Origin of the sequence: Crocosphaera chwakensis CCY0110, from assembly GCF_000169335.1 — a bacterium.
Lineage (GTDB): Bacteria > Cyanobacteriota > Cyanobacteriia > Cyanobacteriales > Microcystaceae > Crocosphaera > Crocosphaera chwakensis.
Window position 1 is genome coordinate 1 of sequence record NZ_AAXW01000034.1, and the last position, 18,783, is coordinate 18,783.

The window sequence follows — 18,783 nt, forward strand, 5'->3', positions numbered from 1 at the left end:
TTTTCTTTTCCTTTGCTGCAATGGTTAAATCAACACGCAAAAGATTATGATATTGCTCATTGTCATGCTTTATTTTCACCTGTAATAACAGCAGCAGCAACGATTCTTAGGGATCAGAAACTACCGTACATTCTACGACCATTAGGAACCCTTGATCCGGCTGATCTCAAGAAAAAACGACGTTTAAAGCAAATTTATGGAAACCTGTTAGAACGCCCTAATATTGCTGGTTCTGCTGCTCTACATTTTACAACGGAAGAAGAAGCAAATATTTCCTATCGTTATGGGATAAAAACCCAAGATTTAATTATTCCTTTGGGGGTTAATATCCCTGATAGTTTACTGAAAAAAGGGGAAACAAGAAACAGTTTAGGTATTGCTGATGATGTCCCTTTACTCTTATTTATGTCTCGTATTGATCCAAAAAAGGGCTTAAATTTTTTAATTGAAGCAACAGAAAAGTTAATAAAAAAAGGTATTAAATTTCACTTAGTGTTAGCGGGTTCTAACCCTCAAGATCCTGTTTATGAAAAGAAGATAACAAAACAAATTAATGATTCTATTTTAGCGAACTGTACAACTATTACAGGGTTTGTCAAAGGAGAGTTAAAACTAGGTTTACTACAAGATGCTGATCTGTTTATTTTACCGTCTTACTACGAAAACTTTGGTATTGCTGTTGCTGAAGCAATGGCTATCAAAACCCCTGTGATTATTTCTCAAGGGGTTTATATTTGGCCCGATGTTGAAACTTATCAAGCAGGTTGGGTCACAACTTTAGACGTTAATGCTTTAACCAATGCTTTAGAAACGGCTATTTTATCCCCTCAAACCAGAGAAGAAAGAGGAGACAATGCTTATCAATTAGTCAAAGATAAATATAGTTGGTCGGCGATCGCAAAACAAGTAATTGACGCTTATCAACGTTTGAAATAGATGGATAGTTACAATTCTATCTGTATACTAGGATCTTCGTCACTATTGTTAAAATCTGGTTCGATAATATTTTGTTCTCTATCTCTAATAAAAATGTCTCCTGGTTTCTTTTCTGTTTCTAAGGTCAAGGGAATTAATGTTTCTGAACCAAGATCAAAATGATACTTTAATTTTTTCTTTCGCTCAGGAGAATTAGCCATAAATTCTACGGTTAAAACTTGATCCGTCCAACTCAGATTTTCGATATCTATTTCATTATCAATAAAGAGAGTATCCACATTGTCAAGTTGTTGATCATTATTACCTAATAAAACAGCAATATAATTATTAAGCTGAATTCCTTGTGTGAGTTCGGTTACAATAACAAAGAAATCAGCTAATTGATCATTATTAATATCTGCGATCGCTACTTTTTCGCTTAAAACAAAAACTTTATTTTCAGTTTTATAACGACCCCCTGATAAAGTGATTGCTTTTCCATCAGGTAGATAATAAATTGTATCTTTTAGTAGATTGTTAATCTCATTGTCTTGTGCTAATACTATTGTCTGGAAGAGAGGAAAATTAATAAAACCGAAACCGATGATTAAACTTAAAAGCAAATTTTTCATATTCTTAATGATATAAGTGATACTAATACTAGGTTATCAAATTAATCCATAAGAATTCAACAAGGAGTTAAACACGAAGCTAGATTTTGTTATTCTTCCTCACCACTAATATGTTTGGTATCACTTTGATCCATGATTTCATAAAACCTCTCTCTCCCTTGATCATAATTTTTACTTTTGTAGCCTAAAATTTCACGAATAATCCATTTTTGCGGAATACCTTCTTTTAGTAATAAACTAATCGCCTCATATAAAACTTCGTCTTCGTTAATACAATTTTCTCTAAACCATTTTCGACTATTTCGGTAGCGAGTTTTAGGATTTTCATTATCAAAATAAATAAACATAGCACCTATAAAAGAGGGAAAAGATTTTTTAGAAATTTTATCTTGTTCAAATGTTATCTTTTTCCAATCTTCTTTGGTTAATTTCTTGAGATATTCTATTTGTTGTTTTTTAGAAATTAATCTTTTGGATAATTTGTTTAATATGCCTGGACTAACATAAGGTAAAAGACGGTACAAATAATCAAAAGCAATTGTTCTCAAGCAAGTAGTTCCTAAAAGGTTTACCTGTTTCTCAGGATTAACTCGCTCTTTATCATCTTTTTGATGCCGTTCTAATAAAGGAGCTATTAATTGCTTATTAACCCAATTATAGGATTGAGAAAATCCCCGATCAATATGAATAGCTCCCACTAATGCTTTTAGAGATTTTTCAAAAGGATTACTACTTTTAACCCGTAAACGATGTCTTTCTTCATTGACATCTAGAAAGGGATAACTTTCCCCTAATCCTAAACCAAACCAGAGATTAGTTAGTCTTTCCTTTTCTGACAACTTATCTCGTAATGCTGTCATTTTACTAATAGTTAAATAAGGAAAATGATGATATAAATAATCAATAATAATCAGATCTAGTACCGTTTCTCCTAAAGATTCTAACCGTTCATTATCACTTCCAGGCTGGTTAATTTGTTTTCCATAAGAAGGATCACTTAAAGAAAGAAAAAGCAGCTCGGGGTTTTTAAAGTTGAAGCTAATTTTTTCTTGAACCAGAGATGAATTCCACTGCATAGACAATTTTTATGATGAGTTTTCTTTAATTATATTTTGCTACAGTAGTATAAGCTATGGATATCGTTGGTTTCGTTATAAAAAGTAGCGATCGCATGGCTTGTTTTGAAGATCAATTCATCCGTTGACGAGATGGCGATCGCTTCTGGTACGATAATATGCCTGATCTCAAAGCATTGAAGTCTCAGTCTAACTAACATGATCGAGGTAAAAGCTTCGATAAACCTTGCTGTGGATATGGTTGCGATCAAGGAAATAATCTAGTTTTCTTCTTGTATAAAGTATAACTTAGAGTGATTATCATTTTTGACATTCCCATAACGTTAAATTTTTTGTTAATATTATGAAATGTTTGCCTTAAAAATGTTAACAATCTATGATCACTCTTAAGAAAAATGTCTTCTTCTATTACACCCTTATTACTCGTCGACGGCTATAATATTATTGGTTCTTGGTCTCCATTAAAAAGCACCCGCGATCGCCACGGTTTAGAACAAGCGCGGTACGAATTAGTAGAGACATTAATCAATTACACTGTTCACAAAGGCTACAAGACGCAGGTTGTCTTTGACTCTCAATACCAAAAGACTCCTTCTTCTGTCGAACATCATTCAACTCATCTTTCTATTTGTTTTACTGCTTGGACACAGACGGCCGATACCTACATAGAAAGGGTTTGCGCTACTTTTTTTCGCCGTCAACAAATTAATCATAATCGTATTATTGTGGCTACATCAGACCGAGATCAATATTTAACCGCCATGGGTTATGGTGCAGAATGGATGTCAGTGGAAGTATTAGCCAAAGATATCGAATCTTCTCGCTCTCAAGTTAGACATAAGCAACGTAGTAATAAACGAAGTCGAGGCCGTTTATTATTCAATTGTCTTGATGCTCAATCTCAAGAAAAATTAGCCCGTTGGTTATGATTGTTAGCATTAACCCATAGGATAAATTGCTTATGGGTTATTAATAAATAATATCTATTGTGCTACAGGAACTTTCACTTCATGACTTAACTCATTCCCTTGTTCCCAACTGCTGATATTAGCGATGGTGGTTTGAGAAATAGCTGTCAAAGCATCCTGGGTAAAAAATGCTTGATGAGCGGTAATTACCACGTTTTGAAAAGATTGCAGAAGTTGAAAAGTATCGTCTTGAATAATGTTGTTAGAATAGTCTTCAAAAAACAGATCATCTTCTTCTTCGTACACATCTAAACCGACATAACCAATCTTACCAGTTTTGATACCATCAATAACAGCACGAGTGTCGACTAATTGCCCTCGACTCGTATTAATTAACATAACACCGGGTTTCATTTGTTCAATGGTGTCTCGATTAATTAAATGATACGTGGATGATACCAAGGGACAGTGAAGAGAAATAATGTCAGATTTAGCTAATAATTCTGGTAAATCGACGTATTTAGCTCCTGATATCCCTGAAAATTCATCATTAGGATGAACATCATATCCTAATAAATGACAACCAAACCCGTTCATAATTTGAGCAAAAATGGTGCCAATTTTTCCCGTACCAATGACACCTATAGTACGTTCATGTAAGTCAAATCCTAATAAACCATCAAGGGTAAAATTATCGTCTCTAACCCGATTGTAAGCTTTATTTAATCTACGATTTAGCATTAAGATTAAACCCACTGCGTGTTCTGCCACTGCGTAGGGAGAATAAGCAGGAACTCTGACAATTTTTAAACCTAATTCTTCGGCTGCTTCGAGATCAACCATATTATATCCAGCACAACGTAGGGCAATTAATTTAGTTCCCTGTTCAGCTAAACTCTTTAAAGTGGCTGCATCGGCTGTATCATTAACAAAGATACAAACACAAGGAAAACCATTAGCTAAAGGGGCTGTTTTTTCGTTTAATTTTGTTTCAAAGTATTCTAAATCATGGGGAGAGTTAGCAGCTATATTGGCACGATCTAGGAATTTACGATCATAGGAACGGGTACTAAAGACAGCAACTTTCATAATAGATAAAATTAAGATTCAACTAATAGATATGTTGTTTATAATAATAGTAACAAAATTATTGTCAAGTTCAAGTTTATCATATTTTTATATTCACTAATTTAAGATTAAATTAAGTTAAATAATAGTTGTAACTAATTAAATTTGTTTAATAACACGACAAGGGTTTCCTACTGCCACAACATTATTCGGAACATTTTTGGTAACAACACTTCCTGCACCAATAACACTATTATCACCAATGGTTATCCCAGGAAGAATAATACAACTTCCCCCAATCCAAACATTATCACTAATTGTAATAGGATAAGCCATTTCTTTTTGAGCAATTCTTTCTTTTATATTAATCGGATGAGTAGCTGTATAAATTTGTACATTTGGACCTAGCTGAACATTATTACCAATTTTTACAAAATTACAATCGAGAATAACACAGCCAAAGTTAGCATAAAAACCATCACCAATGATAATGTTATAGCCATAATCACATCTAAAAGGGGATTCTATCCAAACATCTTTAGTTGTTTGTAATAATTTTTTGAGAATTTTTAATCTTTTTTTGTAACTCCCATCAGACATATTATTTAATCTCTTACAGAGTTTTTGAGCTTTTTTTCTATCTTTAAGTAAGTTTTTTTCAAAAGCATTATAATATTCTCCTCGAAGCATTTTTTCTTTTTCGGTGGTGACATTTGGATTAATATGATTCATAGAAAATAAAAAGAAATTGATATAAAAGATAGGGGCATAATTTAGTTAGACCCCTACCTATTTTGGTTTTCAGTTAAGATAGCCTAAAGTGGCCATTTCCAATTAGAAATTTCTGGTTTGTCAAGACCATGTTCATAAGCATAGGCTTTATGTTCGATAATGGCATTTTTCATCCGTTGCTGAACATAAGCTGCTGCTGATCCTAACTTATCAACTCGTTCAATCACATCTATCACTAAGTTAAAACGATCAATTTGGTTATTAATCGCTAACTCTAAAGGCGTGTTTATATTGCCTTTTTCTTTGTAGCCACGAACATGAAGATTATGATGATTGGTACGACGATAAGTTAATTTATGAATTAACCAGGGATAGCCATGAAAATTGAACATGATAGGCTTATTTGTGGTAAATAAAGTATCAAAATCTTTATCGGATAAACCGTGAGGGTGTTCTGATTCTGGTTGTAATTTAAACAAGTCCACTACATTAATAAAGCGGACTTTTAAGTGAGGGAATTCTTCCCGTAAAATAGCTGTTGCTGCTAAAGATTCTCTGGTAGGAATATCTCCACAAGAAGCCATAATTACATCAGGTTCATCGGGTTCTTTTCCACAGTCATCATTACTGGCCCATTCCCAAATACCGATGCCTTTAGTGCAGTGTTTAACTGCTTCTTCCATGCTTAAATATTGCAGATGTTTCTGTTTATCAGCAACAATAACATTAACGTAGTTTTTGCTCTTCAAACAGTGATCGGTAACAGACAATAAACAGTTAGCATCCGGCGGAAAATAGACCCGAACCACATCAGGACTCTTATTGGTTACTACGTCTACATAGCCTGGATCTTGGTGAGAAAATCCGTTATGATCTTGTCGCCAAACTGTCGAAGAAAGAAGAATATTTAAAGAAGGAATGGGGACACGCCAAGGGACTTCATGCTTGCAAATATCGAGCCATTTTGCGTGTTGATTAAACATTGAATCAACTACATGGGCAAAGGCTTCGTAGGTGTGGAAAAAGCCGTGACGACCGGTTAATAAATACCCTTCTAACCACCCTTGTAGGGTATGTTCGCTTAACATTTCCATCACTCGGCCATCGGGGGTAATTTCTGTACCGTCTGCATCAGCATCGATGATCTCACCCATCCAGACTTTTTTACTGGCTTCGTAGATCGGCGTTAAGCGGTTAGAAGCGGTTTCATCAGGACCGAAAACACGAAAGATGTTCATGTTATTGGCCATGACATCCCGTAAAAAGACTCCTAAGCGATGGGTGTTTCCTGCTTCCACTGCGCCAGGTTGATCGACTTCTACGGCATAGTCCCGAAAATTGGGTAATCGGAGGTCTTTTCGCAATAACCCACCGTTAGAATTAGGGTTAGCACTCATGCGACGTTTGCCAGTGGGGGCTAAGTCTTTTAACTCAGGGATGAGTTTTCCTGTGTCGTCAAAGAGTTCTTCGGGTTTGTAACTTTTTAACCACTCTTCTAAGAGTTTCAGGTGTTCAGTGTTGTTGTGCATTCCCGATAAAGGGACTTGATGCGATCGCCAGAAGTCTTCGGTCTTTTTACCATCCACTTCTGTCGGCCCTGTCCATCCTTTCGGAGAGTGTAACACAATCATGGGCCACATAGGACGTTTAGCTACGCCTGTGTCACGGGCTTCTTTTTGAATGGCTTTGATCTCTGAAATCACAGTTTCGAGGGTTGCAGCCATTTTTTGGTGCATCTGTTCAGGATCAGAACCTTCGACAAAATAGGGTTTATAACCGTATCCTTTGAAGAGACATTCTAACTCTTCGTGAGAAACACGGGCTAAAATAGTAGGATTAGCGATCTTATAACCGTTAAGGTGCAAAATAGGTAAAACAGCACCATCTCGGATGGGATTAAGAAATTTGTTGGAATGCCAAGCTGTGGCCAATGGACCGGTTTCAGATTCTCCGTCTCCCACTACAGCAACGCTAATAAGATCCGGGTTATCGAAAACAGAACCGTAGGCATGGGATAAACTATAGCCTAATTCTCCCCCTTCGTGGATCGATCCGGGGGTTTCTGGGGTGCAATGACTACCGATACCGCCAGGGAAAGAAAATTGTTTGAAAAAGGCTTTCATTCCTTCTTCATCTTCGCTTTTATCTGGGTAAATTTCTGAGTAAGTTCCTTCTAAATAAACAGGTCCTAATACTCCTGGCGCACCATGACCGGGACCGGCAATATAGATAGTGTTTAAATCGTATTTTTTGATGAGGCGGTTGATATGAATGTAGATGAAACTTAATCCAGGACTTGATCCCCAGTGACCTAATAAACGGTTTTTAATATGTTCTTCTTTTAGGGGTTCTTTGAGTAAGGGATTATCTTGTAGGTATATCATGCCAACGGCTAGATAATTACAAGCAGACCAATAAGCATGGATTTTTCTCAATTCTTCGGGAGATAAGGGGGTTTTTTCGACTTGTGGTTTATTTGGAGTAGCAACCATTAATTATATCTCCAATTTTGTCTTATTTTTACTTAGTAACAGGGCTAACTATGATGTTTTTTCCTGTTTTTTAAAGTTCCATTTTGGACTTTGATTATCAGTATAATAGTTAAAATTAGTAACTGCAAATTGATGTTTATATTTTCCTAATATTTTTATAGTCCTTACTCAAATAATTATCACCTCTTTACTAGAATTTAAACTTTTAACTATGAAAAATTATCTTAATAGTCTAATCTATTTACAAATCATAGATTATTAACTATTTATCACCAATTCTCTAAATTCTTTCATAGCTAGACGAGGGTTAGGATGATTAATAAATTGGGAGAGTAAATTGAGATCGAGATTCGGTAAAAGTTGGCTGTTTTCTTGGCGAGAATATTGGTCATTTTCTAAATAATAAATTTCAAGTTGATCATTTTGCCATAACCAAACTTCTTTAACCCCTAAACGACGATAAACTTCTAAGATTTTAATATTTCCACTGGTAACAATAACTTCGATAGCGAGATCAGGTAATTCTTTATCTGTTTCCAAACAATAACATTCATCCGGTTCTTTCCCTGCTTTTCCTTTTTCGCCTCGTAATGTTGTCGAACCCAGTCCCCAAAAATCAATTTCTGCTGCTTCTAAGTAAACTTCTAATAATCGACCAATACTTTTTTTACTAACTTCATGACGACGACTCGGTGACATGATTTCTAGTACTCCTTCTAAATAAATCGTTCGATAGGTTGCACTATCTCCCAATGAGTCTAAAAATTGTTGGTATTCTCCCCAAGAAATGCCAGTTAGAATTAAACGTTGTTCACTGTCATTATGGGATACTGGAAAATTAGCGAGTTGAGGTAAGGAAATTAAAGACATAATGATCACCAATTAATTTAATTAATAGGATACCTGATTAAGCATTTTTCTCTCTATTGATAGATGACATAATCTCTCGGAGGAATATATCCTACGATCTTCTTAATAAACACTTATCTTTGATAATAAATCTAACAAAAATAAGAGACTTTTTATTAAAAAAAGAAAAACTGCCGAGAAGAGAAAGATTAATTCCTGAAAATTAAGATTTTTTTAATTGTGATTTTTTTGTTTTAAGTTAAAATTGCCGATATAGTTATCAGTCAAACAACGTTGAACAATCTAAAAACTTTGTTGATATTGAGAGAATTAGCAGAAAAAATCATAGCATATGAGTAATTAATCTTTCCTGAAGGGGATGGATGATCGAGGGATATCGCAGAGAATAAAAAAAAGTTATTTTTTCTTTCCCTTCTAGTTAAGCATTGTTGATTTTTAAGGAGTTTCTCTCATGGCAAAAATAAAAGTAGGTATTAACGGGTTTGGCCGGATTGGTAGATTAGTGTTCAGAGCAGGTATTCATAACCCTGATTTTGAATTTGTCGGCATAAATGACCTTGTTCCTGCTAAGAATATCGCCTATTTACTCAAATATGATTCGACTCACGGACGTTTTGACGGAACAGTAGAAGAACGAGAAGATGGGATTGTCGTCAATGGTAAATTCATCCCCTGTTTTGCCATTCGTAACCCCGAAGAATTACCCTGGGGACAAATTGGAGTCGACTATGTGGTAGAGTCCACCGGTCTATTTACCACCCATGAAACCGCCAGTAAACACCTCAAAGCAGGAGCAAAACGGGTGGTTATTTCTGCTCCGACTAAAGATCCTGAACGGGTAAATACCTTTGTTGTCGGTGTTAACGATGACCAATACGATCCTAGTAAAGATTATATTGTCTCTAATGCCAGTTGTACCACTAACTGTTTAGCCCCTATTGCTAAAGTTATTAATGATAACTTTGGTTTAGCAGAAGGGTTAATGACAACAGTTCATGCCATGACAGCCACTCAACCCACCGTAGATGGGCCTAGCAAGAAAGATTTGCGGGCCGGACGAGGTGCAGCTCAAAATATCATTCCTGCTTCCACAGGGGCAGCTAAAGCGGTAACTCTAGTGATTCCTGCATTAGATGGTAAGTTAACAGGAATGGCTTTACGGGTTCCCACTCCCGATGTTTCTGTGGTTGATTTAACCTTTAAAACCGAAAAAGCTACCAGTTATGAAGCCATTTGTGAAGCGATGAAAGCAGCAGCTTCTGGTGACTTAAAAGGGGTGTTAGGCTACACTGACGAAGATGTGGTATCTATGGATTTTGAAGGAGATTATCATTCTAGTATTTTTGATGCTAAAGCAGGTATGGAATTAAATTCTAACTTCTTTAAAGTAATTTCTTGGTACGACAACGAATGGGGTTATTCTTCTCGAATGTTAGATTTAATGAAAGTGATGCAAGCTAAAGAAGCAGATGTTATGACCACTGTTTAATTTGTTGCTTAAAAATTGAAAAGTTTAATGATCTAGGGGTTAATATTGGTTAATCCCTACTTTTTTTTAAAGCAGTTATTAGTTACTGATAATTACTAACTGATAACTGTTTACTGATGATCATATAACCAATCTTGAATTTCTTTCGCTAACCAAGCGCATTCTTCTTCTTTAAGATTTTCTCCTATAATATAACTTCTATTTTTAGTTCTAATTTTCACTTGATGATTATTAGAACTGCCATATAAGAAAACTCCAACAATTTCATTATTTGGAGCATTAATAGATTGATAGGTTAATCCCAAAATAGTACGTTGAATTTTAAAAGACTGTTCTAAAAAAACAACCCTCATATCTTTACAATATTGATAAACAAATAATAACACTAAAAGAGAGAAAGGGAAAAAAGTTAAAGTAACAGCAGCCAGAATACCTATTGTGATAAATAAGCTAGTGTTTCCCATCTTATAAGTCACTTTAGGGGGTAAATATAAAGACAGTTTATTGTCTGTTTGAGTCACCAGAAAACGACTATAATGAGGTTGCAGTAGTTTATTACGCGAATTCTCTGAATGAATAATTGTTTGTTTTTTTTGTAACCTTTCTAAAGCTTCTTTAGCTGTTGAAAAGCGTTTTTCTAAAGAAATATTAGTAACTTTTTCTAACCAATCAATAAAGTAGTTGGCAATATTGACTTTATCAGAAAATTGAATTTGAGAGTCTTTATGGGGTAAGTTTACTGGAGAGGTTCCTGTTAATAAATGAATCAAAGTTGCCCCTAATGCGTAAATATCTGAGGCAGGAACAGCCCTACCCCAAAATTGTTCTAAGGGAGCATAACCGCTACTACCCACAACTGTAAATGTTACACCAGTGGCCGCCCCTTGTGCTTGTACTGCACCAAAATCAATTAAATAAATATGATTATCTTCTCCTAAAATTAAGTTACTGGGTTTAATATCTCGATGAATAACTAAAGGATTTAATTCATGTAAATAAATCAAAATTTCTAAAATTTCTACAGCAATATTATAGGTTTCTTTTTCAGTAAAAATTTTGCCTCTATCTACTAATTCTTGTAAGGATGAGCCAGGGATATAATCTTGGACTAAACCAAACCAAGCTATGCCACCGCCTAAGTCTTTATCTAAGTCAAAATAGTCTCTATATTTAGGAATTCTCTCATGTTGAAGAGACTGTAATACTTCTGCCTCTCTTTCAAATAATTTTAACTCTTCCCATTGCATTTGAGGACTAAAAGCTAAGAATTTTATGGTAACATTTTCTTGTGTAACTTGATCAATCGCTAACCAAGTTTGGTGGCCGGTTGCTGTGTTTCCTAATCTTTGTTTTAGTTGGTATTTATCGACAATAATTTCGCCAGTCTTAAACATAATTATACTAATTTAATTAATTTAATTTAACCAATCTTCAATTTCTTGTGTTAACCAAAGTGCTTCTTCCTCTGTTAATTTACTAGCTAAATTATAAATCACCTTTCTTGTGTTAATAGTTACATTATATCGGTGGCATAATTCATGAATAAAAATTCCTAGAATATTATTTTTTGATTCTTGTTCTTGATAATACTCGAATCCTAATATTTTTTCTTGTATTTTTAAGGTTTCTTTATCAAAAATTAAACAGGTTTTTGAACTCATACTACTAATTATATAAAGAAATAATAATATTAAAACAAGGGTAAAGCTCATACCTCCCATTATTTCTAGAGATGCCATAATAAATGAAGGATTTTTGACGATTATACCAGTAAGAATTAAAGAAAAAGGAACTAAAAAGAGTCCAGAGACAGTCATTAAAGGAATTATTTTGTTAAAATCCAACTTATTATTCACTAAATTTGTTTCAATTTTCAATAATTTACCAATTAACTTTAATTGAGAGGATGGAATAACAATTTGTAGTGATTGCTCTGTTTTATTTAATTTCACTTTTGTTTTTAATTCATGTTTTCTATATGATTGAATTAAACTATTTTTTGATTTTGCTTTCTGTGCTATTTTTCCTGTTTGTAAATCTTGTAATGCTTCCCTTGCGGTTTGGTAACGTTTAGAGAGTTTAATTTCAGTTAATGTTGTTAGCCAAGCCTTAAAATCAGGGTTAATCTTTCCTTCGTCTTTAAACTCAATTTGATAATCTTGGTTATGTAAATCCGTTGGAGAAATACCGGTTAGAAGATGAATTAAGGTTGCTCCCAATGCGTACAAATCAGAGGAAAAAACAGCTTTACCCCAAAATTGTTCTAAGGGAGTATAACCACTGGTTCCCACGACAGTAAAACTAATATTAGTGACTGAATTTTGATCTTGAACCGCACCAAAATCAATCAAATAAATATTGTTATCTTCCCCTAAAATTAAATTACTAGGCTTAATATCTCGATGTAATACAGGAGGATTTAATTCATGTAAATAAATTAAAATTTTGAGTATTTTTATGGCAATTTTACGAATTTTAGCTTCAGAAAATCTTTCCCCTTGTTCTAATAAATCTTGTAATGATTTTCCTGCAATATAATCTTCAACTAACCCAAACCAAGGAACCCCATTACCTGCTTCTTTAGGCACTTCAAAATAGTTTCGGTAACGAGGAATAAAAGGATGGTCTAACCCTTGTAAAATTCTCGCTTCTCTTTCAAAGAGTTTAAATTGTTCCCAAGACAGTTGGGGATTAAATGCCAATAATTTAACCGTTACTTTCTCATAAATTTTAGAACGAAAAACCTGATTTAAGTTATAAAACCATTTTAACCAGGGTAGTTGCTTTTTTTGCTCAGCATAGAAATCAATGGGAGAAAATAAATCATCGGCTAACCAAGTTTGATGACCAACTGCTGTTTTTCCTAAAGGTTCTAGGAGTCGATAACGTTGATAGAGAATATCCCCAACCTGAAACATAATATTGACAATTATTTGAGAATTTATTATCTATTTATATATTAATTGATCTCAAGAAAAGAAAATTAATTGATGAAAGTTCATATTTCTTGTTACCAGAACCTCTCATAATAGAAAAAGAGAACCAGTTACAAGAGATATTTACGAATGAGTAGTCATCAGACCATGAAAGTCGGTATATTAGGCTTCGGGGGACTCGGACAAGCAGCCACCAAAGTTCTCGCCCCAAAACAAGAAATGACCTGGGTTGCAGCAGCCGATCTCAACGGTTATGCTTATTGTGAACAAGGATTAAACCCTCAAACGGCGATCGCTACTTATGGCCAACAGGGATCAATCGGATATTTAGACCCCTACGGAACCCTTAGCAACCATAGTATCAAAGACCTACTAGAAACGGCTAAGGTAGATGGTTATTTTTTAGCCCTTCCTAACCTTCCTAACACCTTTATGGCCGATGTTGCTAGAGAATTTATTGCCTCTGGGTGGAAAGGAGTGTTAGTGGATGCCCTCAAGCGCACCAGTGCCGTTGAACAACTGCTACAATTACAGGGAGACTTACAAGCAGCCGGTATCACCTACATGACCGGTTGTGGTGCAACCCCTGGCTTATTAACCGCAGCTGCCGCAGTGGCCGCCCAAAGTTATCATGACATCCACAGTGTTAAAATTACCTTTGGAGTGGGTATTGCCAACTGGGAAGCTTACCGCGCTACCATCAGAGAAGATATTGCCCATTTACCAGGGTTTACCGTCGATAAAGCTAAAGGAATGAGTGACGCTGAGGTTGAAGCTTTTCTCGATAAAACTGACGGCATTCTCACCCTAGAAAATATGGAACACGCGGACGATATTATGTTAGAGTTGGCTGGCATTTGTTCCCGCGATCGCGTTACGGTTGGGGGTGTGGTAGATACTCGCAACCCGAAAAAACCGTTAAGTACAAATGTTCAAATTACAGGACGAACTTTTGAAGGGAAAATTTCTACCCATACCTTTACCTTAGGGGATGAAACCAGTATGGCAGCCAATGTCTGCGGGCCAGCGTTTGGTTATCTTAAAGCTGGGTTATCGTTGCATCGCCGTGGTATTCATGGTTTATTTACTGCAGCAGAAGTAATGCCTTTATTTGTTAGATAAAGAGGTAAGGGGAAGAGAGGAAATTAAGAATTTAGAATTAAGAAAAGTTAAATTCTATCTTCTAGATTTTCATTCATCTTCCCACACTTCTCCAACGGAAATGACCTGAAAAAGATAAAAGATGCCTAAAACAAAACTAATTTTTTATCAAGATGAAAAAGGAAGAGTTCCTATTCTAAAATGGCTTGATAGTCTTCCTAATAAAGTTCAAACTAAATGCTTTGTTAAATTAGAAAGATTAGCACAGCTTGGATATGAAATACGAAGGCCAGAAGCAGATTTATTAAGAGAGAAAATTTATGAATTAAGAATTAATTTGCAAGGGATAAATTATCGGATACTGTATTTTTTCTATCAAAATCAAGCCATTGTTATTTCTCATGGTCTTATCAAAGATAAGAAAGTACCACCATTAGAAATTGAGCAAGCTATAAAAAATAAAACAAAATTTCAACAAAATCCCGAAATACATACCTATTCTCAGGAGTTAATATGAGTACCAAAAAAACAACATCGGATGGTTTAGAAATCCTCTATAACCGCTATTATAAAGATAATCCTACTCGTCAACTAGAATTAGAAAAAGCTCGTCTTGATGATGAAATAGCGAGAAAATTAATTAAAATAAAAGAAAAGTATAATCTTTCTAACCAAGATGTAGCTAAATTAATTAATAGAGAAGAATCAGCCATTGAAGCATTAGAAAATGCTGACTATGAAGGCGATTCTTTTTTACTTTTGAATCTTATTGCTACGGCTTTGAAAATGAAAATTAAGTTTGAATTAATTTCAGTTTAAGATAATCTAAAGCTCAAGCAGAGAAAAGGAATCATGACGCTTCTTGTTGACATAGTGAGCAAGGTTTGTGCTGAGCTCACGTCGAAGTATGCTCACACTACTGTGTCTCAAACTTATTTGAAATGACTATGTAACTTCGTTTATAATTTTCGAGAAAATTTCTTAATAACAAAGAAGCAAGCTTTTACACTTGCTCCTTTTAGTACCCCCAAGGGAATTTGAATCCCTGTCGCCTCCGTGAAAGGGAGGTGTCCTAGGCCACTAGACGATGGGGGCTTGTATTTTCTAGACCTTTATTAATATAACAAGGCTTTTTCTCTGTGTCAACCGTTTTCAGAAAATTTTTTTTAAAACCAGTGAAACGCCATCCATACCTGAGTTCGGGGTTCGGAGTTAGAGAATTTGCAACATAATAAATAATGAGGTGTACAGACTTCACTTACTTATAAGTCAACTTTAGCAACCATAGCGGGTAAACTCAGTTAAGCTAGAACCTAATTAGCTATTCTGTGAGAGGTCTTGAAGGGAGTATGATTAAGCATTATCAGAAAATCGCTATTCTCGTTTTATCTTTAAGTTTAACGGGATTATTAGAAAAATCCTCTTCTACTGAATCCTATGTTAATCAATCTTTTCAAGGGTGGTTTCTCAACTTGATACAAGATGAAGGAAGACAACCGCTTCAGCAAGAGATTGAAACCGCTAACATTTACAATTTTTTTACTCAAAATACAAATAATTCTCTAGAACCCTGTGAACCTAAAACCTCAGAACCTAACTTTTTGGTTATTGGGGGTGGTGCAACTCCTGAATCTAACGAAATTGCTTTAGAAAAAAACATTCTTTATTTTCAAAGAACGCTTAAAAATATGGGATTTAACTCTCCATCAACTAATATATTTTTTGCCAACGGCAATAATGGAGAAGCAAGCATTCGTTATATTAATTCTCAAGGACAACAACAGTTTAAAGTTCCTAAGATTCCTGGTTTAAATGGATCAGCAAATTTGGAAAATATTAATCAGTGGATTGATAATATTAATCAAAATAAAACCACTAAAAAACCGATATTTTTATATTTTACAGGTCATGGCATTCTCAATAAAAGAAACAGCGATAATAATGCTTTGATGCTGTGGAATAATACCCCTGTAACTGTAGAAAAACTATCCAATACCTTAGATAGATTGCCTCAAGATAGTCATATTGTGACCATGATGGCGCAATGTTTTTCAGGATCATTTGCTAATTATATTTATCAAAATGGGAATCCCAATCAACCCTTAACCCAACAAACAAGATGTGGCTTTTTTGCTACTATCAAAACCTTACCCTCTGTGGGTTGTACTCCTGAAGTTAATGAAGCTGATTATAAAGATTATAGCTCTAGTTTTTTTGCTGGATTAAGTGGGGTTAATCGTATTGGTCAAACTGTTGCTTCTGCAGACTATGATAAGGATGGTAGAATTAGTTATTCTGAGGCTCATGCTTTTGCTAAAATAGATGAGAAAACTTCTGATTTACCAGTGTCTACTTCTGAAGTTTGGTTACAACAACGAGCAAGTAAAAGCGATATTGAACAGTTATTTGATATACCAATTATGGAATTAGAAAAAAATGCTCGTCCTCAACAAAAATATGTCATTAATTCTTTAGTCAATATGTTTCAATTGGATCTCAATAAGTCTTATGGAGAAAATTTGGAAACGCTGCAATCTGATCAAGTCGCTACCGATGCACAAAAAGCTTATAAAATTAGACTACTAATGGAACTATTAAACATACAAATGGAGCAGAAAGTTCGTAAAGAAAATAATCAAACAGATATTACTATTTTAGAGCGTTTAATTGAATGTGAATCAAGTTCTTGGAAATAGCTGATTATTCATTATTGAATAACTTACTTACGAGAGTAATTAATGCTTGTTAAAATTATTACCTAAATTTTCAATTCTAAACCCTGGTACTTGATAATCTTTTGGTAAATAGTTAGCAGGAATTGTATTTTGATTACCATCCCTAATAGCAGAGTAATGAGGGGACAAAATTTCAATATCTGATTCATTGCATTTATCTTGAATATTCTGATGAAGATCAGAATAAATATAAAATAATTTACGAGTTTTATCTGTATAAACATTTAATTCATAGCTTACATAAAAGTCATCTAAACTGGTTTGTAAAACGAAAGGTTTAGGATCTTTTAATAATGAATCTGTAAGATCAGCAGCAGCTAATAAAACTTGATGAACTTTGCGCCAAGGAACATCATAACCTAATGTGACAGTTGTAGAAATAATTAAAGGAATTCCTGTTTCTCTAGCAGAAGCACTAAAGTTAACCACATTACTATTTAATACGGTAGCATTCGGTAAAGTCACAATAACATTTTTCGGGGTACGAATGCGAGTCACTAGCAATGTTTTGTCTTCTATATCACCAATAATATCACCAATTTGGACGCGATCGCCTAACTGAAATGCGCGGGTATAAATTAAGATAACACCTCCTACAGTATTTGCTACAGCAGAGGTTGAACCCAGGGAGAAAAGAATCCCCAAAAATACAGAAATACCTCGAAAAGCAGGAGAGTCAAACCCTGGTAAATAAGGAAAAGCAACCACAGCAGCTAAAGCAATGATGAGAAATTGCAAAATATTATAAGTTGGGGTTGCCCAATCTTGATAAAATCCAGGTATGGTAATATTTCCTCGTTCTAATTCCTTGAAAACAAATTTACAAAAACGGATAATATAATAAGTTGAAACAGCAATTAACCCAATCATGAAAATATTGGGAATATAGTTAAGAACAGATTCAGAAATATATAAAATCGCCTTAAAAATATAATCAAAAATTTGACTTGATATTTTGCGAGTTAAGGGAAAAAAGCTAAGAATAAAAGGAATATAGAGAAAGAGTATTAAAAGAACCAGGATTACTCTAATAATTTTAATAACTGCGATTAAACTATTAGTAACTTGCGCCGAACTAATGAGATTTACACTTTGAATTCTCAAACTAGGAATAACTGTATCTTTCCATCTATCTAAAAGATTAAATAGTTTCGGAAAAACGAGATCCATTAGTTTAAAAATTAACAAAAGCGATAAAGTAGCAAGAACTGTCCAAACTAAACTAAAAATTCTCGCAATTAAAGTTCTTTCTTCTCTAAATTGATTAATAGAAGTTTTAATAATTTCTAAGTATTCTTCTGCCAATTCTTGACGAGATTTTCTAGCTGCATTAGCGTCTTCTTCTGTTAAGGTTGCTAAGATTTTATCTCCTGCGATAATACTTGTAATATTGTCTTGAGTTTCTAATTCAATTGATTCAATAGGTAAAGCATTATCTTCGGAAAACTTTTCTAGTCTATCAGTAATCGTATTTGCTCTTTCTTCAGGAGAAAATGATCCTGTTGGTGCTTGTATTTTAAATAAGGTATGATCATTTAAAATAACAGGATAACCATCAATTTTATTGCCATTACTGCTTTGATCCTGTCCATAAACCACAAAAGAAATCAAAACAAGAGAAAGTGCAATCAAGACAAGATTAATAAATGACTTAATTTTTTTATTCATTTTGTCAGAAAGCTAATAAAGATGAAAAACATATCAATGTTTGGACTAGGAAGAAACAGAAGTTATACTCTTGAAGAATCCGAGTAATAGACTAGAGAGAATAAAGTACAACAAATTAAATTATAAGTTTGTATTTTCTACAACAATTTTATAAAAAAACT

At 34.3% G+C, this 18,783-nt stretch carries 17 protein-coding genes and 1 tRNA gene; 7 read left to right on the top strand and 11 right to left on the bottom strand.

Annotated features, from left to right (window positions below):
• The coding region (locus CY0110_RS18100) for a glycosyltransferase (protein WP_008276965.1) at positions 1 to 936 on the top strand (936 nt) is incomplete at its 5' end.
• 8 nt (positions 937 to 944) lie between these two features.
• On the opposite strand, the gene CY0110_RS18105 is transcribed toward CY0110_RS18100, so the two are convergent.
• The 3 genes from CY0110_RS18105 to CY0110_RS30020 form a co-directional block, all read right to left on the bottom strand.
• Complete coding sequence (locus CY0110_RS18105) at positions 945 to 1,547, bottom strand: hypothetical protein (RefSeq protein ID WP_008276966.1); 603 nt, start codon at positions 1,545 to 1,547, stop codon at positions 945 to 947.
• Positions 1,548 to 1,636: 89 nt separating this feature from the next.
• Positions 1,637 to 2,623, bottom strand: a complete 987-nt coding sequence (locus CY0110_RS18110; protein ID WP_008276967.1) for a ribonuclease III domain-containing protein — start codon at positions 2,621 to 2,623, stop codon at positions 1,637 to 1,639.
• A gap of 29 nt (positions 2,624 to 2,652) precedes the next feature.
• Positions 2,653 to 2,823, bottom strand: a complete 171-nt coding sequence (locus tag CY0110_RS30020) for a hypothetical protein (protein ID WP_157464612.1) — start codon at positions 2,821 to 2,823, stop codon at positions 2,653 to 2,655.
• Between the two features lie 195 nt (positions 2,824 to 3,018).
• Here CY0110_RS30020 and CY0110_RS18115 point away from each other — a divergent pair, with 195 nt between their 5' ends.
• Positions 3,019 to 3,552, top strand: coding sequence for an NYN domain-containing protein (locus tag CY0110_RS18115; RefSeq protein ID WP_008276968.1), 534 nt, complete (start codon positions 3,019 to 3,021; stop codon positions 3,550 to 3,552).
• Between the two features lie 54 nt (positions 3,553 to 3,606).
• Here the strand turns inward: CY0110_RS18115 and CY0110_RS18120 are convergent, their stop codons facing one another.
• The 4 genes from CY0110_RS18120 to CY0110_RS18135 form a co-directional block, all read right to left on the bottom strand.
• Positions 3,607 to 4,620 (bottom strand): 2-hydroxyacid dehydrogenase, encoded by a 1,014-nt coding sequence (locus CY0110_RS18120; RefSeq protein WP_008276969.1) that lies wholly within the window; start codon positions 4,618 to 4,620, stop codon positions 3,607 to 3,609.
• 138 nt (positions 4,621 to 4,758) lie between these two features.
• Complete coding sequence (locus CY0110_RS18125) at positions 4,759 to 5,331, bottom strand: sugar O-acetyltransferase (RefSeq protein ID WP_008276970.1); 573 nt, start codon at positions 5,329 to 5,331, stop codon at positions 4,759 to 4,761.
• 83 nt (positions 5,332 to 5,414) lie between these two features.
• Positions 5,415 to 7,823 carry a phosphoketolase family protein gene (locus CY0110_RS18130; RefSeq protein WP_008276971.1) on the bottom strand — a complete coding sequence of 803 codons (2,409 nt, stop codon included), beginning with the start codon at positions 7,821 to 7,823 and terminating at the stop codon, positions 5,415 to 5,417.
• Between the two features lie 258 nt (positions 7,824 to 8,081).
• A complete protein-coding gene (locus CY0110_RS18135; RefSeq protein WP_035799921.1) occupies positions 8,082 to 8,696 on the bottom strand; it encodes a Uma2 family endonuclease in 615 nt (204 codons plus the stop codon).
• A 448-nt stretch (positions 8,697 to 9,144) separates the two neighbouring features.
• Here CY0110_RS18135 and gap point away from each other — a divergent pair, with 448 nt between their 5' ends.
• The gene (gap, locus tag CY0110_RS18140) at positions 9,145 to 10,182 is read left to right on the top strand and encodes a type I glyceraldehyde-3-phosphate dehydrogenase (protein WP_008276973.1); all 1,038 of its coding nucleotides are present in this window, start codon (positions 9,145 to 9,147) and stop codon (positions 10,180 to 10,182) included.
• Positions 10,183 to 10,292: 110 nt separating this feature from the next.
• Here the strand turns inward: gap and CY0110_RS18145 are convergent, their stop codons facing one another.
• Positions 10,293 to 11,576 carry a serine/threonine protein kinase gene (locus CY0110_RS18145; RefSeq protein ID WP_008276974.1) on the bottom strand — a complete coding sequence of 428 codons (1,284 nt, stop codon included), beginning with the start codon at positions 11,574 to 11,576 and terminating at the stop codon, positions 10,293 to 10,295.
• 21 nt (positions 11,577 to 11,597) lie between these two features.
• Positions 11,598 to 13,100 (bottom strand): serine/threonine protein kinase, encoded by a 1,503-nt coding sequence (locus CY0110_RS18150; RefSeq protein WP_008276975.1) that lies wholly within the window; start codon positions 13,098 to 13,100, stop codon positions 11,598 to 11,600.
• A 147-nt stretch (positions 13,101 to 13,247) separates the two neighbouring features.
• Between CY0110_RS18150 and bioU the strand changes: the two genes are divergently transcribed.
• From bioU to CY0110_RS18165, 3 genes are all read left to right on the top strand, one after another.
• Positions 13,248 to 14,240 (top strand): (S)-8-amino-7-oxononanoate synthase BioU, encoded by a 993-nt coding sequence (bioU, locus tag CY0110_RS18155; protein WP_008276976.1) that lies wholly within the window; start codon positions 13,248 to 13,250, stop codon positions 14,238 to 14,240.
• 121 nt (positions 14,241 to 14,361) lie between these two features.
• Positions 14,362 to 14,736: a type II toxin-antitoxin system RelE/ParE family toxin gene (locus CY0110_RS18160; protein WP_008276977.1), complete on the top strand. Its 375-nt coding sequence runs from the start codon at positions 14,362 to 14,364 to the stop codon at positions 14,734 to 14,736.
• A complete protein-coding gene (locus CY0110_RS18165; protein ID WP_008276978.1) occupies positions 14,733 to 15,038 on the top strand; it encodes a hypothetical protein in 306 nt (101 codons plus the stop codon). Before CY0110_RS18160 ends, CY0110_RS18165 begins: the two co-directional genes overlap by 4 nt.
• A 203-nt stretch (positions 15,039 to 15,241) precedes the next feature.
• Here the strand turns inward: CY0110_RS18165 and CY0110_RS18170 are convergent.
• Positions 15,242 to 15,314 (bottom strand) — tRNA-Glu (locus CY0110_RS18170).
• Positions 15,315 to 15,568: 254 nt separating this feature from the next.
• Here CY0110_RS18170 and CY0110_RS18175 point away from each other — a divergent pair.
• A complete protein-coding gene (locus CY0110_RS18175) occupies positions 15,569 to 16,915 on the top strand; it encodes a hypothetical protein (RefSeq protein ID WP_008276979.1) in 1,347 nt (448 codons plus the stop codon).
• A gap of 39 nt (positions 16,916 to 16,954) precedes the next feature.
• Here the strand turns inward: CY0110_RS18175 and CY0110_RS18180 are convergent, their stop codons facing one another.
• Entirely contained in the window at positions 16,955 to 18,622 is a 1,668-nt protein-coding gene (locus CY0110_RS18180; RefSeq protein WP_008276980.1) for a mechanosensitive ion channel family protein, read from the bottom strand.
• Positions 18,623 to 18,783: the final 161 nt, after the last annotated feature.

What these genes read in the sequence shown, in the direction of transcription:
- CY0110_RS18160 (WP_008276977.1), top strand. Translation starts at nt 14,362, where the DNA reads ATGCCTAAAACAAAACTAATTTTTTATCAAGATGAAAAAGGAAGAGTT.
- CY0110_RS18165 (WP_008276978.1), top strand. Translation starts at nt 14,733, where the DNA reads ATGAGTACCAAAAAAACAACATCGGATGGTTTAGAAATCCTCTATAAC.
- CY0110_RS18180 (WP_008276980.1), bottom strand. Translation starts at nt 18,622, where the DNA reads ATGAATAAAAAAATTAAGTCATTTATTAATCTTGTCTTGATTGCACTT.
- CY0110_RS30020 (WP_157464612.1), bottom strand. Translation starts at nt 2,823, where the DNA reads ATGTTAGTTAGACTGAGACTTCAATGCTTTGAGATCAGGCATATTATC.
- CY0110_RS18125 (WP_008276970.1), bottom strand. Translation starts at nt 5,331, where the DNA reads ATGAATCATATTAATCCAAATGTCACCACCGAAAAAGAAAAAATGCTT.
- CY0110_RS18130 (WP_008276971.1), bottom strand. Translation starts at nt 7,823, where the DNA reads ATGGTTGCTACTCCAAATAAACCACAAGTCGAAAAAACCCCCTTATCT.
- bioU (WP_008276976.1), top strand. Translation starts at nt 13,248, where the DNA reads ATGAGTAGTCATCAGACCATGAAAGTCGGTATATTAGGCTTCGGGGGA.
- gap (WP_008276973.1), top strand. Translation starts at nt 9,145, where the DNA reads ATGGCAAAAATAAAAGTAGGTATTAACGGGTTTGGCCGGATTGGTAGA.
- CY0110_RS18105 (WP_008276966.1), bottom strand. Translation starts at nt 1,547, where the DNA reads ATGAAAAATTTGCTTTTAAGTTTAATCATCGGTTTCGGTTTTATTAAT.
- CY0110_RS18150 (WP_008276975.1), bottom strand. Translation starts at nt 13,100, where the DNA reads ATGTTTCAGGTTGGGGATATTCTCTATCAACGTTATCGACTCCTAGAA.
- CY0110_RS18175 (WP_008276979.1), top strand. Translation starts at nt 15,569, where the DNA reads ATGATTAAGCATTATCAGAAAATCGCTATTCTCGTTTTATCTTTAAGT.
- CY0110_RS18120 (WP_008276969.1), bottom strand. Translation starts at nt 4,620, where the DNA reads ATGAAAGTTGCTGTCTTTAGTACCCGTTCCTATGATCGTAAATTCCTA.
- CY0110_RS18115 (WP_008276968.1), top strand. Translation starts at nt 3,019, where the DNA reads ATGTCTTCTTCTATTACACCCTTATTACTCGTCGACGGCTATAATATT.
- CY0110_RS18110 (WP_008276967.1), bottom strand. Translation starts at nt 2,623, where the DNA reads ATGCAGTGGAATTCATCTCTGGTTCAAGAAAAAATTAGCTTCAACTTT.
- CY0110_RS18145 (WP_008276974.1), bottom strand. Translation starts at nt 11,576, where the DNA reads ATGTTTAAGACTGGCGAAATTATTGTCGATAAATACCAACTAAAACAA.